The sequence below is a fragment of the Mesotoga prima MesG1.Ag.4.2 genome (assembly GCF_000147715.2).
In the GTDB taxonomy this organism is placed as follows: Bacteria; Thermotogota; Thermotogae; order Petrotogales; family Kosmotogaceae; genus Mesotoga; species Mesotoga prima.
In genome coordinates, this window is record NC_017934.1 from 1,355,903 (window position 1) to 1,369,392 (window position 13,490).

Sequence of the window (13,490 nt, forward strand, 5' to 3'; positions counted from 1 at the left end):
TAATAGCGTCGAGAAGGGGGGTAAGCCCCCCTTTTCTTGATTCTTTCCAACGTTCGGTATTTGGGGTGAAGCCATGGATGAAAAGCAATACTTGCTGAAGATGGAAAACATCAGCAAAGAGTTCTTCGGTAATCAGGTTTTGAAAGATGTTACTCTTAGAATTGGAAAAGGCGAGATCGTTGGATTAGTTGGAGAAAACGGCGCCGGAAAGTCAACGCTCATGAACATTCTCTTCGGCCTGCCTGTGATTCATGAAACTGGTGGTTTTCAAGGAAGGATACTTCTAGATGGCGTCGAAGTCAATTTTGCCAGTCCCTTTGAAGCGATAGAAGCAGGGATTGGCATGGTTCATCAGGAGTTCATACTTATACCCGGCTTCACGGCAACGGAGAACATCCTTCTGAATAGAGAATCGACCAACTACAACATTTTCGTAGAGGTCTTCGGCGAGAGACTACGTACCCTAAACAGAGAAGAAATGCACAAAAGAGCCGTTGCTGCAATAGAAAAGCTTGAGGTCCAGCTGGACCCTGATATGCTCGTTAGCGAAATGCCTGTCGGACACAGGCAGTTCACGGAGATCGCGAGAGAGATGGATAGAAAGTCCACGAAGCTCCTCGTTCTCGACGAACCGACGGCCGTCCTAACGGAATCGGAAGCGGAAACGATGCTGACAGCGGCAAGAAGACTTGCAAATAAGGGACTTTCTATAATCTTCATTAGTCACAGGTTGAGCGAAGTGTTGAAAATAGCAGATCGTCTAGTGGTACTTAGGGACGGTCAGGTTGTTCGAGAGCTGGAATCCTCAAAGACGACTCCAAGAGAGGTCGCATCTTTGATGGTAGGTAGAGAAATAAAGGACAGCTCCTCGGTTAGAGCAAATATAGGTGAAGAGCCTGAAATTGTTCTGGACATAAAGGATCTCTGGGTAGACATGCCCGGAGAACAGGTAAATGGAGTCAATCTCCAGGTTCACAAAGGAGAGATTCTCGGTATTGGAGGTCTTGCAGGCCAAGGAAAGCTTGGAATTGCCAACGGAGTAATGGGTCTCTTTCCCGCGGAAGGTGAGGTCTATTACAAAGGCGAAAGATTACCGCTAAACAATCCCGTCGGCGTCCTGAGTAGAGGCATCGCATTCGTTTCGGAAGACAGAAGGGGCGTTGGTCTCCTCCTCGATGAACCGATAGATTTGAATATTGTTTTCACCGCGATCCAGATTCAAGGAAGGTTCATCAAGAATCTTCTAGGTGGCTTGATCAAGTGGCGAGATGACAAAGAAATCTCAAGGGTAGCCAGAGAGTACGTTGAATCTCTCCAGATCAAATGCGTTAGCGAAAAACAGCAGGCGAAGGAGCTTTCAGGAGGAAATCAACAGAAGGTATGTCTTGCCAAGGCCTTCGTTCTCGAACCCGATCTCTTGTTTGTCTCTGAACCAACGAGGGGAATTGACGTAGGCGCGAAGAGCGTGGTTCTCGAAACCCTAAGAACACAAAATCGAGAACACGGCACAACAATCATTATGACCTCCTCCGAGCTAGAGGAGCTTCGCTCGATCTGCGACAGAATAGCAATAGTAAGTGAAGGAAGGATAATTGGAATTCTGCCGCCGACGGCCGATCCGGCTGACTTCGGTTTGCTTATGCTGGGCGAACAGGAAGAGGTGAAGGAAAGTGTTTGAAAGCATTGCAAACCTTATAGAGAAGGCCGGTTGGCCGAGAATCATAATTGCTCTCTTCCTTTTATCTCTTTTCGTAATAGCACCATTTGTTAACATAAGTATCGGGACGTCGATTAGCGACACATTAGTAAGGTTTGCCATGAACTCCGTCCTGGTTCTTTCGCTCGTACCGATGGTTCAATCCGGTTGTGGATTGAATTTCGGAATGCAGCTCGGTGTAATTGCAGGATTGATCGGTGCGGTTACAAGCATTGAACTCGGTGTAACGGGGCTTGCCGGTTTCTTGACAGCAATTGGCATTGCAATACCATTCGCAGCAATTCTAGGGTTCTTCTACGGCCTTTTGCTAAACAGAGTTAAGGGAGACGAGATGGTCGTAGCAACATACGTGGGTTTCTCTTCGGTGGCCTTCATGAGTATGATGTGGCTTCTCCTGCCATATAAGAGCCCGAACATGATATGGGGATATGGAGGCTCCGGTCTAAGGACAACCATAAGTGTCGAGGGATACTGGTTGGGTGTCCTGAACAATTTTCTCAGCATAAGAATCGGAAACTTCTTCTTTCCAACGGGAACGATCCTTTTCTTCGCCCTCATTGCCTTGCTGGTCTGGTCATTCTTCAAGACGAAGCTAGGAACTGCGATGACGGCGGCAGGATCAAATCCTGTATATGCAAAAGCAGCCGGAGTTAATGTAGACAGAATGAGAATTCTATCAGTCGTGATCTCTACGGTTATCGCGGCTGTGGGAATCATTGTCTATGAACAGAGTTTCGGATTCATTCAGTTATACATGGCCCCTCTATTGATGGCCTTTCCGGCCGTTGCTGCTTTACTGCTCGGGGGCGCATCTGTTTCGAAGGCGTCTATGGGAAACGTCATAATTGGAGCGTTCTTGTTCCAGGGAATTCTAACTATGACACCTTCCGTCATGAATAATCTTATTAAGAGCGACATGTCGGAGGTAATCAGGATAATCGTCTCTAACGGTATGATTGTTTATGCTTTGACGAGAAGAACGAAGGTGAGAAAATGAAGGATCAGAGCTTAACACGCGCAAAGAATCCATTGGTGAGATTCGTAATTTCCAATGCGGTTCCAATCTTGTTTGTCATTCTCCTTATTTTCGCCGTACCGTTGTCGGGATTCTCAACTGATTATCTTCTGAACGAAATCATCACGAGACTCGGGAGAAACTCCTTCCTTGTCATATCTCTGCTGATACCTGTTATGGCCGGCATGGGATTGAATTTCGGCATTGTGCTTGGAGCCATGGCAGGGCAGATAGGCTTGATTTTCATGCTCGACTGGGGAGTAGTAGGTATTCCGGGAATTGTTCTTGCTATGCTTGTTGGAACACCAATCGCGATTCTTTTGGGCATGCTTGCGGGAATGATCCTCAATCGTGCCAAAGGCAGAGAGATGGTTACATCAATGATTTTGGGATTCTTCATAAACGGAATCTATCAGCTTACGATCCTCTACGGTATGGGAAGTTTAATACCGATTGCCAGTGACAAGTTGCTGCTTCCCAGAGGATACGGTGTCAGAAATGCAATCGATTTAATAAGCGTAAGAAAAGCTCTCGACAATATGTGGTCAATTGAAATAAGCGGGGTCTCTATTCCTCTCGGTGTCTTCGCAATAATAGCTGCACTCTGCATATTTGTTTTCTGGTTCACGAGAACAAAGCTTGGTCAAGACATGAGGGCTGTGGGCCAGGATATGCAGGTGGCGGCAACCGCCGGAATAAATGTGGATAGAACGAGAACGCTCTCGATAATTATCTCGACCGTTCTCGCCTGTTACGGTCAGATTATCTTCCTGCAGAATATCGGGACAATCAACACATATAATTCCCACGATCAGGTCGGAACGTTCGCCATTGCCGCGCTTCTTATTGGAGGCGCCTCAGTCGCAAAAGCAACCATTCCAAATGTCTTCATTGGAATCACTCTCTTCCATCTAACCTTCATAGTCGCTCCAAGAGCGGGAAAAGAACTCTTAGGCCAAGCACAGATCGGCGAGTTTTTCAGGGTCTTTGTATCTTATGGAATAATCGCCATCTCACTTGCTCTCTACGCCTGGAGAAGACAGGTTGAAAAGGAGACTGAAAGAAGACAGGCAAAGGCAGCAATCAAAGCAGCGGTTGAAGATGGGACAGGAGGCTGATCGCATGAGGAGGAACGTTATTAGAGTCGCCCTTGTTGTGGTCCTTGTTGCTCTTGGATTCGGTCTTTATGTCCTAGGAAAACAACATACCATTTTCGTAGAAAACAAAGACATCGTCGTAGACGGCGTCGAATATAAATCGGCAAATACAATAAATGTAATTGTCGACGATGTCGATCTTGAGGATGTCAAAAAGGGAAAGAGAAAGGTTGCTTATTCAGCCGGTCCATGGCACAAAATAAAGGCAGTTGAAGTGCTTCCTGATGGGACTACAAGGGAAATTGAACGAAAGTTTACTTTGTCGCCAAACGATACTGCAGTAATAAATCTTGTCGCGCTTTTTGAAGTCGAAGAGGGATGGCTTACGATAGAGCAAGCCGAGCGATGAAATCTCGAAATGAATGGTTGAGCTAAGCGCAATTGATGATAAAGGGACTGAATGTTGTAAGCGTTCGGTCCCTTTTCTTTTTGGATCGAAAAATATTCGAATAAAGGGTCGTTCTTCTAGGACAAGCCTTTCACAAGTTGATAGGCGAATCATCGTCAATCGATTCTTGAAAGCTCCTCTGAAAACAATCGCAGTCTAGATCGTTGTTTGAGCGTAGCAAGGATTGTGATATACTAAATATAGCAGAGACAAACTATCGGATTTCATCCTCATCTAAGGAGGTTCACTATGAAGAGATTCGAAGGCAAGATAGTAATGATATCGGGAGGAAGCTCTGGGATCGGAGCCGAAACCGCCATCGCATTCGCAGAAGAGGGAGCAAAGGTAGTAATTACAGATGTCAATGAAGAAAAAGGAAGGAAGTTAGCCGAAGAGATAAACGAATCCGGCGGCACTGCAGTGTTCATGAAGCACAATGTCGCAGACGCCAAGCAGACAAAGGAAATAATCAACAAAATCGTAGAGAAGTTTGGAAAGCTTGATGTCGCATTCAATAACGCTGGGATTGCTGGCCCTTCTCTTCCGATATCTGAGTACCCTGAAGAGGACTGGGAACGAGTGATTTCGATCAATTTGCTGGGCGTCTATTATGGAATGAAATACCAGATTCAGCAGATGCTTAAGCAGGGCGGAGGAGCAATTGTAAACAACTCTTCTATACTCGGAAAAGTCGGTTTCAACAATGCCTCCGCTTATGTAGCCGCCAAACACGCTGTCGTTGGACTGACGAAAGCCGCAGCGCTGGAGCATGCAAGCAAAAACATCAGAATCAATGCCGTTAATCCTGCTTTCATAAAGACCCCGCTGATTGAGAATGCCGGAATGAAAGAGGGTACGGAGATGTACGACATGCTAGTTGGCTTGCATCCTATAGGCAGGCTCGGAAATCCCAGAGAAGTCGCTAATGCCGTCTTGTTTCTTTCCAGTGAGGACGCCTCTTTTGTTCATGGAGAGTCTTTGATGGTAGACGGTGGTTATACGGCGAAATAATTGTGATTGTTCCTACTGAGGGCGCCATTAGGCGTCCTCTTCTTTTATAATGGAGTAGAGTATTCATTCAGAGGAGAACTTCATGGAAGAAGAAACTCTTGAATTCAAGGATCTTGACAATATGCTAGAACATATTAGAACGATTCTTACAGATGCGGGTTTGAACAATCTGAGAGTCAAGTTTCCTGCCGATGTTACCAATATAAATGTCAGAGGCAGCTATGTATATATCAATGTATCTCAGGATTACGTTGAGCGAGGTACGAAGCGGCGAATAGATCTGAGCATGATTTCAGGCACCTCTGCCTTTGCAAGGATGGGAAGACAGCTAGCTCTAAAGAGCTCGTCCGATTTGAAAGGTAAGAAGTGGCTCTTCGAAGGGACTCTCAGTTTCTACAAACCCCGTGCAAGCTTTTCTATCTGGATAGATACGATCGCCCCGATCGGTGAGTCGGATATTGCCGCACGAAGAAGGGAGATCTATCTCGCTCTTAAAGCTCGGAATGCATTGAGAACCGAGGAACACGATCTCGCCGAGCTGCCTCCGATTAAAAGGATTGCCGTAATCTCGTCTTCAACTGCAGCGGGACTCGGGGACTTCTTCTCTAATCTCTCTCTTCAATATCCTTACAAACCCATTGTTCATCTTTTTGAATCATATATGCAGGGGAATCGAACCGTCCCCGGGATTCTTTCCGCTTTGAGGAAAATCGCCTCCTGTCCAGTTAAATACGACGTTGTGGTCCTGACCAGAGGTGGTGGCTCTGCGAGCGACTTGATGTACTTCGACAACCTGGATTTGGGAAGTGCAATTTCGGATTTCAACAAGACTTACTGCCCTGTGCTTAGCGCTATCGGCCATGAAAGAGACTTCACGATTCCGGACTTCGTCGCATGGAAGAGATTCGACACCCCGACGGCAGTAGCGAGAGGAATAACCGAACAGGTAAACGAGTATGTCGCCTCTCTTGAAGAATTCGCCAATCACTTAGACGACGAAATGAACTGGCTATTCCAAAGAGCTTGCGATGAGACCGATCCTAAAAGACTTGGGATCATGTTGGACAGAATAGAGGACAATATGAATCGAACGGAGCATTTCTTTGAGGATGAGATAAGGGTTTTGTCGGGAACCATTCTTCACAGGATCGGCCAGGCTGTGAACGAACTTGGATCCTTCAACCCAACCAGGTATGTTCTCTCTATTGAGCGAACGATGAACGAAATTTTAGCAGTTACCGAGGGCCTGATAAACAGGGCGGAGACGACCATCCAAAGAAGTTTTCACTACAGTGAAAGTCAGCTAGATTATGCAGGATTGAGAAATCAGCTCGACAGACATTTGATGAACGCAAATGGACAGGTCGAGCTACTTGACAAAGGAATACTCAGACTGTTCGACGACAAAATCAACGAGGCAGGTAACGACCTCGATGACCTCTTCAACGACCTCACTTTGCATGGGGGATACGCAGCGTCGCTCCTTTTCGGTGGTGTGGTTCTGAAGAAAGCCGACAGAATTGTTAACAGTGTCAGAATTATCTCTCCCGGAGATGAAGTTGACTGTATTTTCAAAGACGGCGAAGCAAAAGCTACAATTGATGAAGTGAAATCGGAGGTATGAAATGGATGAAAAGACTCTCGAATCAATTCTGAAACTGAAAGAAGATCAGATAAACGCTATGGACTTCAAGAAGCTTCTTGGCTACATAAGATCGATAGACGAGTATTTCCGTGGCAACTCTCAGATCGATGTCGAAATTGCACTCAAAGCTTACCAGAAGGCTATTCAGCTGCTTACAGCCGCCCGATTGCGTTTGATCACTCTCAAAAAGGAAAAAGAAGAACTTGATCAACAGTACTCTAGTTTTCTGAATTCAATTGAGGCGCAAGATGTTTCCGAGGAGCCTCCAGAGACATCTGCGGAAGGCGAAGATGGAAAACTACCATTCTGAGAGCCCTCTGCGCGAAATCACTCTCAGAAACGGTGACAGTTGTTTCTTTTACAGAGCGGACATTGGCGACTCAGAGAGAATAATCGAGTACATCAATTCAGTAGCCGTCGAGTCCGACTATCTCAGCTTTGGAAGAGGCGAGTTCACCATGAGCAGTGAGGATGAAAGGCGTCTCATAAGTTCTTTCAAAGAGAGAAGCAACTGTCTCATGGCAGTAGCCAAATGTGATCAGAGCATAGTAGGTCTTATCACGATGCAAGGGGGCTCAAGAAAGCGAATATACCACTGGGCCGAAATAGCTCTTTCAGTGTCAATGAAGTACTGGGGAATGGGAATAGGAAGAGTCCTTATTGAACTCGCAGTTGAACATGCTGGCAGAAACGGGATTACAAGGATCGGTCTTAAAGTCCGTACCGATAACGATCGGGCGATAGCCCTCTACAGAAAGATGGGCTTCGAAATCGAAGGGAAACTGAAGAAATTCATGCGAGTCAACGATGATTACTTCGATTTCTATCAGATGGGACGAGACGTTTGACTATTTCCTTCTAAAAAGAACGAGCAAACCAAAGACAATAAGAACCGCACCAACCACTATCATTGTCCACTGAGAAAGCGATGAAGGTATAAGAGCGATCACACCCACAGCAGTTAATATCGCAATCGGAACGAGTAAACCGAAATGCCTTCGTCCATCGGCAAGATAAAGCTGTAGCAGCCCAAAGGCAGGAGCAAGAACGAAGAGACCCCAACCTCCTTGAGAATAGAAACCGGGGAAGATGACTCCAAGAGTGAGCGCAAGCGCAACGACCAGAAGAATTCCGCCGGGAACAAGCAAACCGTTATTCCTGTTTCTAAAAGCATTGTATTCCATAATCACTCCTGGAAGCCAGATAAACAAGAGCCAGAAGTTCGACAATACGGCGGGCACAAAAATGATCACCAATCCAAGCGCAATAACAATCAGACCCAGAAAGATCTGAGACAGTCCGCTCCCCTTCTTTGCAGTCTCTTTCTTCACATTCTCTTCTTCCATACAAAGACCTCCCTTACGAAATCCCCTCACGAATATAATACCTGATAATTCTGGATGTTACACTTCTGCAGCTCAAGAGTCACAGAAGAGTTAGATTCTTCCTCGAATTTACGCCTCGCAGCAGACAAAGAGCAAAGTGCAGTCCCGAAGGCGAACTACTAAGATACAAACTGGACTATGAGGGTAAAAGTTCCAACGGAACGCATCCAGTCATTCAGTCCAACAAATCAGATTCCAAACATCTCAGTGACAAATGACCGCAAAACCTGGATAATGGAAACGCGTACCTTGCAATTACATCTGTGACTCGATCCACTTCTAGCTTCAAGAGCGGGGCGATACTGCCGATCGCCCCGTGCAATGTTTAGCAAAGAGACACTATCAAATCTTGAATCTAGGTTTGAACTCCTCTTCAAAAGGCGCAAAGGCTTTCTTACTCTGAAGGTAACACAGCACGATCTCTTTGAAGTTTGGAAATCTGCCTGCCTCTTCATCAGTTCGGACCAGGGTTTCCTCACCCGTAACACCTATAATCTCTCCTGAAGGTATAGTCTGCCCCTTCGGGATAATCCGGTGTGTTTCCTTGGCACCATCTATTGTGTCTGAATATAGCACCTTTCCCTCAAGGACTACGGCAAAGGAACCGGCAATCTCCTCCAGATCGTAGATCTCGTGAGAGGAGATAATCATTGTTTTGCCCTCCTGAAGAACATAATCTCTCAGTACACCCATCACTTCCTGTCTTATCACCGGATCGAGACTTTGAGTGGGTTCGTCAAGGATGAGCAGATCGGCTCCGCTAGCAACCGTAAGAGCTATATGGAATAAGGTTTTCATGCCCATTGAATATGTTTCAACTCTCTCGTTTAGATTGAACTTGTAATGCACGGCAAAACTGGTGAAAACCTTCTCTCGCCAGCCTGGATAAAGCATTCTCCACATCCTTAGGTAGTCCTCGCCGAGGAACCTCCTGAAGGTCAGGCGATCTTCCGTCATGACCGCTATCTTCTCCTTAATACGCGATGTAACCTTCTCTCCAAATACCGTTAGCTCTCCACCTTCCGGAGCGATTTCTCCGAATATACAGCGGAGCGTCGTGGTCTTTCCCGCGCCATTTGGTCCGACTATCGCAAAGATATCTCCCTGCTCTACATTGAAAGAAATATCGTTCAGAACGGGCTTCGACGAGAAGGACTTTCTTAGTTTGTCTACAGAGACTATCATTTCTGCACTCCTTTCTTGACGAATAGATAGTTTGCAACCAGCAACACAACTAGCGAAACGGCCCCACTGATCCAAACGTTACCTTCGTGGGCCGGGCTTGCATAGAAGTACGGATTGCTGAACCTGTTTCCGACACCTCCAGCTATCAAATCGGCAATCAGCACGAGGAATGGAATACCAAAGTTGTCTAGACCGGCCGTTACGCTTATCATTGAAACGGCATAATAGGCAGTAGAAAAACTTATGGAACCGATCACCATTGAAAGCCAGTAAACATTCATCGATGAGATTAGCTGAGCACCGAACAACGCCATTCCAATCACCTGTGTAACAACGCTCATCGCAATGAGAAAGAGATACGATATCCAGAACAACTCCTGGCGCGAGTACGGAAGCGCCAGCAGCGACCCAAGCCTCTTATGCTGAATATCTGATGGGAGAAGACTCATTGCCAATAGAAAGAGGAATATCATTCTCACCTGATAGAAGGGGATCAGCAATCCAAGGGAAAAGACGGCTATCCTTCCTGCCTTCTCACTGAACTCTTTCATAAAATAAGCTTCAATCTTTTCAGTCATTCTTCCATACCTCCTCAAGCAAAACCTTAGCCATTTGCAGATCTATTCCGTTTTTCTTCAATTCCCCTACGGTTTCAGATATCGTCTTCATTACTTCTCTGTTTATCGAATGTGCCGTCTTCACAAAATAGCCTACCCCATGTTCTGCCTCCACTAACCCTTCGAACTGCAGCCTTTCGAGTGATCTGATTACGGTGTTCATATTCACTCCGAACATCGCGGCCATCTCCCTAACCGGGGGCAATTGGTCTCCGTTTTCTAGACGTCCGAGCATTATCTCCCTCTTAACTATGTTCATAATCTGTATATAGGCCGGAACACCATCGTGTTTATCGATTTTTCCAAACATGACATCACTTCTTTCAATACTTCTCAGTAACGACGCTCACCCTACCAGAGGTAATAAGTTCAAAGCCACCACTCCCGGTGGGCATCAATAGATTGAGCGACCCGCCTATTCCCGAAACGTTCACCCGTCTGCTTCCGGTCCACGAATCGCTGAATTTTATCCTCCCGTTCACCACCGTTCCATGTATCGAAAGATTCTCGATTTTCGACGCATCCATAGAAAAGGCCAGTGCTACCCCGTTCTGCACGGTAAACTTTTCTGCCTCTACACTTCCCATGAAGGACAGCGAAGGTACATTCTCAATAATGATTTCTGGAGCTTTTAGGCTTCCAGTTATTGAGAGAGATGTTCCCTCAATCGAAATCATCTTGCTCGCCATGATTTCTCCCCTGATCTCTCCTGAGATAGTCTGAATTTCCATCTTCGCAACATTCACCTTGTCGTTCAGCCTCAAGAAAACCGTTCTAAACTCCAATCTATCGAGTTCTGAAAGCGTTCCAATAGTAATTTGGGCAGTTGAGTTTTTCATATCATTGGGCATCGAGATCTGCAATCTTTCTCCATATCTGTTGATTTCGAGCTTCGATGGGATGTGGATCTTATCTGAGTTTTCATCGAAGCTAATCTCGAAACCAAGTCCAGAAAAAACGATTTCCTTTGCTCCATCCACATACTGATCAGGCATATAAGTCTTATGATCTGAGCCTTTCCTGTTGTAGCCGCCTTCGTTATTGCCATAGTATTCGTAACCATCGTTTTCGATCCAGTTAAACCACTGAAGAATCGACGGGTCATCTATGAACCCGAGAGGCCAGTTGAGGCAATTCGATCCGATCCCATTTATTACACCCAAGGCTACTATCGGAATAACAAGGAACAGAATACCGAGAGTTATGAGCAGCCATTTGAACTTCTTCAGGCTTAACGCAACTACAACAATTCCAGCAATAGCAAGGAGTATCTTGCCCGCTGTGAAAGGAATCAGCAAAGCCAAAAGGCCTAGCACTCCTGCCAATATTAGCTTAGTAATCGAAGGATACTTTTTATTCACCTGCACACCTCCTTAATCATATAGTGTTCTATTCCATTAGAACACTGGTCATCTACATTGTCAAGTGCTACTTTTGGAAATTTCCCTTCGACTTTTGCTCTAATTCACTAACTTTGAATCAGCATGGAGTTATATAGATTCGTTCCGGAAAACCGTGCTTCGGGGTCGGAGGTTGGGGGTTTGAAAGAGCAAAGGATCAGTCCCAAGTTGTGAGTTGTTAGACCGGGGTTGGGGGTAGCGGGTACGTGGTAGGAAAGAGTAACGGAACTCGTTCGCCGTTGAACGGTTCCCCGTTCTCCGAAGAATAAATATGAGCTGGATGCTGAAACAAGTTCAGATAATCTAAGTTGTTAAGTATAGAATTGGGAAAATTATGACAGTGAAAGGTCGAAAGGAACGTTATTTTTCAAAAGTTGGTGCACCATTTCCGCTGCATGACGAATTTAGACGTTTTCGAAATAACCATCGCTATTATTGCATTAATGACTTCTCAGTCCTCCCTCCCTTTGTCATCCCGAACTTGTTTCGGGATCTCGGTTTTCGAATATAACGTGGTTGGGGATAGCAGGTAGGGGGTTGGAAAGAGCCAAGTGAAACCGGTTCGCCGCCGTTGAAAAGTTCTCCGTTCTCCGAGTAGAATCTGCTATTCGTTCCAGAGCGAGAATCCGTTCTTCGTTGTTGGTTAAAGTCAAAAACCACAACACGAGATTTTGAATGGAGTCCACAATAACGGATTCCTGCACTCAGAGAATAGCGCGTCTTTAATCTCAAGCATTCGGTGAACCGTTGACGGTTTACCCGAGGCTCTTCTCGAAATGTTCTTGCCCAGCCTTGCGTCCACGATTTCTTATCAGAATCACCTTCTCGAGATTCCTCTAATTTCTTCTGAATCTGCTATTCTTTGTTATGCTAAACTTATTTATATAGCTGAGGAAGGGGAGGGTTGCATGATTGATAGAAAGGAAGGAAGAGCCTTCTTAAGCAATAAGATCTGGGAAGAAGTGGATAGACAGCTTAAGAAAACAGATCAAATGGAAGGGAAACCTCAGCCTCCACTGGAAAAAAGCTCGGAGGGATATGAACTAATCAAACTGCCCGACCCGAACGCTGTTAACCTCCATATGAAAGACTTGAAGGAAATCATCTTTTCCAGAGAAAGCAGGAGAATATTCTCAGATGATAAGATCTCTCTTGAGTCGCTTTCATTTCTTCTCTGGTCCACACAGGGAGTCAAGGGTGTTCTGAAAAACAACTATGCGACACTGAGGACGGTCCCCTCAGCAGGTGCTCGTCACCCCTTCGAAACATACCTTTTCGTCAGACTTGTGAAGGGTCTCAAGAAAGGTTTATATCGCTACGTTGCTCTGTCTCATTCGCTAATCTTCCTGAAAGAAGGAGATTTCGCCAAAGAAGTGGCAGAGGCCGCTCTCGGTCAGAAGTTTGTCGGCCAGTGTGCAGTCACCTTTGTTTGGTCCGTCATTCCTTACAGAACAGAGTGGAGATACGACTTGACTTCATATAAGCCGATTCTCCTGGATGCAGGTCACGTCTGTCAAAACCTCTACCTGGCGTGCGAGGCACTCAATTTAGGGACATGTGCTATTGCCGCTTACGATCAGACAAAGACAGACGAGTTAATCGGTTTGGATGGTTATGACGAATTCGCAATATACATGGCTCCAGTAGGAAAACCAAAGAAGTATTGATTTTGAGTATCTCTCAACCAGAAAAGCTGGTTCTAGAAAGTATATCCAGAAAAGTGTTTGGAAGAGAGGAGAGGTATTTTCCAGTAGAATAAGTAGTTAGGGAGTCAGACCGTTACCCAGGTGAACTAAATGAGATCGTGCAAGTCCTCGGCGAGAAGAACTCTATGATATAAAGCCCTTCAAAATGCATGGAATTACACGCAAAGGTATTCTAGAACTAGAAGAAGAAAACAAACCCGAAAAGGAAGGAATTATGCGGGCATTGTTGTCAAAGATAATGGAATCAACTTCGGCAGACCGTTC

14 protein-coding genes are annotated in these 13,490 nt (G+C 45.6%); 9 read left to right on the forward strand and 5 right to left on the reverse strand.

Annotation, left to right across the window (positions count from 1 at the left end; translation table 11 throughout):
* The first annotated feature begins 73 nt into the window (after positions 1-73).
* The 8 genes from THEBA_RS06500 to THEBA_RS06535 all read left to right on the forward strand — a co-directional run bounded on the left by THEBA_RS06500 (position 74) and on the right by THEBA_RS06535 (position 7,781).
* Positions 74-1,678 carry a sugar ABC transporter ATP-binding protein gene (locus THEBA_RS06500; protein ID WP_014730950.1) on the forward strand — a complete coding sequence of 535 codons (1,605 nt, stop codon included), beginning with the start codon at positions 74-76 and terminating at the stop codon, positions 1,676-1,678.
* Positions 1,671-2,714 (forward strand): ABC transporter permease subunit, encoded by a 1,044-nt coding sequence (locus tag THEBA_RS06505; protein WP_014730951.1) that lies wholly within the window; start codon positions 1,671-1,673, stop codon positions 2,712-2,714. Before THEBA_RS06500 ends, THEBA_RS06505 begins: the two co-directional genes overlap by 8 nt.
* Positions 2,711-3,850, forward strand: a complete 1,140-nt coding sequence (locus THEBA_RS06510) for an ABC transporter permease (RefSeq protein WP_014730952.1) — start codon at positions 2,711-2,713, stop codon at positions 3,848-3,850. Before THEBA_RS06505 ends, THEBA_RS06510 begins: the two co-directional genes overlap by 4 nt.
* A gap of 4 nt (positions 3,851-3,854) precedes the next feature.
* Positions 3,855-4,238 carry a DUF6672 family protein gene (locus THEBA_RS06515; RefSeq protein WP_014730953.1) on the forward strand — a complete coding sequence of 128 codons (384 nt, stop codon included), beginning with the start codon at positions 3,855-3,857 and terminating at the stop codon, positions 4,236-4,238.
* Positions 4,239-4,526: 288 nt separating this feature from the next.
* Positions 4,527-5,288 carry an SDR family NAD(P)-dependent oxidoreductase gene (locus tag THEBA_RS06520; RefSeq protein ID WP_014730954.1) on the forward strand — a complete coding sequence of 254 codons (762 nt, stop codon included), beginning with the start codon at positions 4,527-4,529 and terminating at the stop codon, positions 5,286-5,288.
* An 82-nt stretch (positions 5,289-5,370) separates the two neighbouring features.
* Entirely contained in the window at positions 5,371-6,912 is a 1,542-nt protein-coding gene (xseA, locus tag THEBA_RS06525) for an exodeoxyribonuclease VII large subunit (protein ID WP_014730955.1), read from the forward strand.
* Between the two features lies 1 nt (position 6,913).
* On the forward strand, positions 6,914-7,243 hold the full coding sequence (locus THEBA_RS06530) for a hypothetical protein (protein WP_014730956.1): 330 nt from the start codon (positions 6,914-6,916) through the stop codon (positions 7,241-7,243).
* Positions 7,224-7,781 (forward strand): GNAT family N-acetyltransferase, encoded by a 558-nt coding sequence (locus THEBA_RS06535; RefSeq protein ID WP_014730957.1) that lies wholly within the window; start codon positions 7,224-7,226, stop codon positions 7,779-7,781. Before THEBA_RS06530 ends, THEBA_RS06535 begins: the two co-directional genes overlap by 20 nt.
* Here THEBA_RS06535 and THEBA_RS06540 read toward each other — a convergent pair whose 3' ends face one another.
* From THEBA_RS06540 to THEBA_RS06560, 5 genes are all read right to left on the reverse strand, one after another.
* On the reverse strand, positions 7,782-8,279 hold the full coding sequence (locus tag THEBA_RS06540; RefSeq protein ID WP_014730958.1) for a hypothetical protein: 498 nt from the start codon (positions 8,277-8,279) through the stop codon (positions 7,782-7,784).
* Between the two features lie 381 nt (positions 8,280-8,660).
* Positions 8,661-9,503 (reverse strand): ABC transporter ATP-binding protein, encoded by an 843-nt coding sequence (locus THEBA_RS06545; protein ID WP_014730959.1) that lies wholly within the window; start codon positions 9,501-9,503, stop codon positions 8,661-8,663.
* The gene (locus THEBA_RS06550; RefSeq protein ID WP_014730960.1) at positions 9,500-10,081 is read right to left on the reverse strand and encodes a hypothetical protein; all 582 of its coding nucleotides are present in this window, start codon (positions 10,079-10,081) and stop codon (positions 9,500-9,502) included. Before THEBA_RS06550 ends, THEBA_RS06545 begins: the two co-directional genes overlap by 4 nt.
* Entirely contained in the window at positions 10,074-10,430 is a 357-nt protein-coding gene (locus THEBA_RS06555; protein WP_006486670.1) for a GntR family transcriptional regulator, read from the reverse strand. The genes THEBA_RS06550 and THEBA_RS06555 overlap by 8 nt, the downstream gene beginning before the upstream one ends.
* A gap of 13 nt (positions 10,431-10,443) precedes the next feature.
* Entirely contained in the window at positions 10,444-11,481 is a 1,038-nt protein-coding gene (locus tag THEBA_RS06560; protein ID WP_006486672.1) for a hypothetical protein, read from the reverse strand.
* 947 nt (positions 11,482-12,428) lie between these two features.
* Between THEBA_RS06560 and THEBA_RS06565 the strand changes: the two genes are divergently transcribed.
* Positions 12,429-13,187: a SagB/ThcOx family dehydrogenase gene (locus THEBA_RS06565; protein ID WP_014730961.1), complete on the forward strand. Its 759-nt coding sequence runs from the start codon at positions 12,429-12,431 to the stop codon at positions 13,185-13,187.
* Positions 13,188-13,490 lie beyond the last annotated feature (303 nt).

Bases quoted from the DNA above. Each gene is read 5' to 3' on its own strand.
- THEBA_RS06500 (WP_014730950.1), top strand. From the start codon at position 74: ATGGATGAAAAGCAATACTTGCTGAAGATGGAAAACATCAGCAAAGAG.
- THEBA_RS06510 (WP_014730952.1), top strand. From the start codon at position 2,711: ATGAAGGATCAGAGCTTAACACGCGCAAAGAATCCATTGGTGAGATTC.
- THEBA_RS06515 (WP_014730953.1), top strand. From the start codon at position 3,855: ATGAGGAGGAACGTTATTAGAGTCGCCCTTGTTGTGGTCCTTGTTGCT.
- THEBA_RS06520 (WP_014730954.1), top strand. From the start codon at position 4,527: ATGAAGAGATTCGAAGGCAAGATAGTAATGATATCGGGAGGAAGCTCT.
- xseA (WP_014730955.1), top strand. From the start codon at position 5,371: ATGGAAGAAGAAACTCTTGAATTCAAGGATCTTGACAATATGCTAGAA.
- THEBA_RS06530 (WP_014730956.1), top strand. From the start codon at position 6,914: ATGGATGAAAAGACTCTCGAATCAATTCTGAAACTGAAAGAAGATCAG.
- THEBA_RS06535 (WP_014730957.1), top strand. From the start codon at position 7,224: ATGGAAAACTACCATTCTGAGAGCCCTCTGCGCGAAATCACTCTCAGA.
- THEBA_RS06540 (WP_014730958.1), bottom strand. From the start codon at position 8,279: ATGGAAGAAGAGAATGTGAAGAAAGAGACTGCAAAGAAGGGGAGCGGA.
- THEBA_RS06545 (WP_014730959.1), bottom strand. From the start codon at position 9,503: ATGATAGTCTCTGTAGACAAACTAAGAAAGTCCTTCTCGTCGAAGCCC.
- THEBA_RS06550 (WP_014730960.1), bottom strand. From the start codon at position 10,081: ATGACTGAAAAGATTGAAGCTTATTTTATGAAAGAGTTCAGTGAGAAG.
- THEBA_RS06555 (WP_006486670.1), bottom strand. From the start codon at position 10,430: ATGTTTGGAAAAATCGATAAACACGATGGTGTTCCGGCCTATATACAG.
- THEBA_RS06565 (WP_014730961.1), top strand. From the start codon at position 12,429: ATGATTGATAGAAAGGAAGGAAGAGCCTTCTTAAGCAATAAGATCTGG.